Genomic DNA, 2083 nt, shown 5'->3' on the forward strand with positions numbered 1-2083 from the left:
GTGGCGGACGAGGAGAGATTCGAACTCTCGGTACCGTTGCCAGTACGTCTCCTTAGCAGGGAGGTGGATTCAGCCGCTTTCCTACTCGTCCAGTGTTATAAAGAGGGCGTAATTATAAGCAGGTGTAGATAACAAGCACCTTAAATGGGTGCTTGTTTAGATCAAATTACCGGAGAGTTTTTTGGATTAGAGATGATTTGATCCAAAAGGGATTGTAATTGCATCGCAAGTGCTTCATTTGAAGCTTTTGCTTCCGCGATTTTTTCTTTGAGTTTTACGATGAGTTCGATTTTATCCATAAATTTCATGCAGACTCCTTGGCATTATTTGTAAAAATAAAGCAAGGAATATTCCAATTTATAATAGAGCGAGAATCTTTTCTACCACTTCGGCAGGATTGGCGGCTTTGTAGATGGGGCGTCCGACAACGATGAAGTCCACTTTTTCACCCTGTGCTGTCTCGATCGTCGCAACTCGCTCTTGATCTCCCGCATCTTCACCAAAAGGGCGGATGCCGGGGGTGAGGGTGACAAAGGTATCTGAAGTGAGTGATTTGATCGAGGCGCTCTCATAGGCACTGCATACGACACCATCCAATCCTGACTCATACGCATCTTGGGCAAAACGGTCTGCTTTTTCGGCGATCCCGGCACTATAGACATGGCTAAACTCACCCTCTTCGAACGAGGTGAGGGCAGTTACGGCGAGGACGAGGGGGCGGTTTTCGTATGGCTCTAGTCGTTTCATCACTTCGGACATCGCTTTTCGCCCTGCTGAGGCGTGAACGTTGAACATATCAACCCCCAGACCCATGATTGATTCGGCGGCATCAGCCATCGTGTTGGGGATGTCGTAGAGCTTGAGATCTAAAAAGATTTTAAAATCGGGATTGATGCCCTTGATAGCATCGATAAAGGGTTTTCCATCTCGGATATAAGAGCGAAGTCCTACTTTGAGCCAGATCGGATACTCTTTAATTTTTTCTATGAGAGCTAAATTTTCTTCTTGTGTTGGAAGATCGAGAGCGACACATAATTGCATAAAAAACCTTTGGAAATTGATACCAAAAGTATAGCTTAAAAAGTAGAATCATTATCGTTACGTTAATAATTCATTGAGAAAAACAATCTACAATGTGTAGAGATTAACCCAAAAGGATAGACGATGAAAAAGACTCTTTTAGCAACGGTATTAGCAAGTTTATTGCTCAGTTCAACGGCATTGTCAGCGGCGGTTTATAAAGTTGACCCATCCCACTCGACGGTCGGGTTCAAAGTCAAACACATGATGATTAGCACCGTAACAGGGAAATTTAATAATTTTAATGGAACCTATGATTTGGACAAAGGGGTATTCAAATCCCTCAGCGGTGCGATCAAAGCCGACTCTATCGATACAGGGATCGTTAAACGGGATGATCATCTACGAAGTGCCGACTTTTTTGATGTCGTAAAATTTGGTGATATTAATTTTGTGATGACAAGCGCCACAAAATCCAAAATGACGGGTAACCTCACGATCCACGGGATTACCAAAAAAGTGGTTCTGGATATCGATATGGGGGGTGTCGTCGAAGACCCATGGGGTAATCAACGTTCAGGTTTTGTCCTAACGGGGCAAATCAACCGTAAAGATTTCGGTTTGAACTGGAACAAAGCGATCGAAGCGGGCGGCGTAGTCGTCGGCGATGAGGTAAAACTGGTTGTAGAGGTTGAGGGAATCGCGGAGTAATTAGAAGATTTTGATAAACCCGTCCCGTTTGGGGCGGAATCCACTGAGATCATCTATAGAAATCCCTCTTTGTTTCCCCCACACTAATATACTTTGACATTTGTGCATTTTGGCATAATCACAGAGATAATCGACCATTTCACCGCTGAGATTCTCACATCCGATGTAGGTGACGAAATCATCCACGATCAAATGTCGACCAAGCTCCAAGTTCTCTCGTATACTCACCCCCGCATAGACCTGTAACTCGCCTCGCTGATAGGCACCGATGGGACGATAGTCTTTGGGGTATTGGGAGGTGATAAAGGCATCGAACACTTCGGAGGTAAGTTCGGTACGCAGTCTCGTGAGG

General features: G+C 44.7%; 4 protein-coding genes and 1 tRNA gene. 1 reads left to right on the plus strand and 4 read right to left on the minus strand.

All coding sequences use genetic code 11. From position 1 onward, the window contains the following. Position 1 precedes the first annotated feature (1 nt). The 3 genes from WA010_RS02955 to pyrF form a co-directional block, all read right to left on the minus strand. A tRNA-Ser gene (locus tag WA010_RS02955) sits at positions 2 to 91 on the minus strand. Between the two features lie 70 nt (positions 92 to 161). After that, positions 162 to 308 carry a hypothetical protein gene (locus WA010_RS02960; RefSeq protein ID WP_299987807.1) on the minus strand — a complete coding sequence of 49 codons (147 nt, stop codon included), beginning with the start codon at positions 306 to 308 and terminating at the stop codon, positions 162 to 164. 49 nt (positions 309 to 357) lie between these two features. Beyond that, positions 358 to 1041, minus strand: a complete 684-nt coding sequence (gene pyrF / locus WA010_RS02965; protein WP_422555689.1) for an orotidine-5'-phosphate decarboxylase — start codon at positions 1039 to 1041, stop codon at positions 358 to 360. A 123-nt stretch (positions 1042 to 1164) separates the two neighbouring features. On the opposite strand from pyrF, the gene WA010_RS02970 reads away from it, so the two are divergent. Continuing rightward, positions 1165 to 1731 carry a YceI family protein gene (locus WA010_RS02970; RefSeq protein WP_422555690.1) on the plus strand — a complete coding sequence of 189 codons (567 nt, stop codon included), beginning with the start codon at positions 1165 to 1167 and terminating at the stop codon, positions 1729 to 1731. Here the strand turns inward: WA010_RS02970 and WA010_RS02975 are convergent. Continuing rightward, on the minus strand, positions 1732 to 2083 hold a 352-nt coding region (locus WA010_RS02975; protein ID WP_422555691.1), incomplete at its 5' end, for a hypothetical protein.

The organism is Sulfuricurvum sp. (assembly GCF_049305995.1).
In the GTDB taxonomy this organism is placed as follows: domain Bacteria; phylum Campylobacterota; class Campylobacteria; order Campylobacterales; family Sulfurimonadaceae; genus Sulfuricurvum.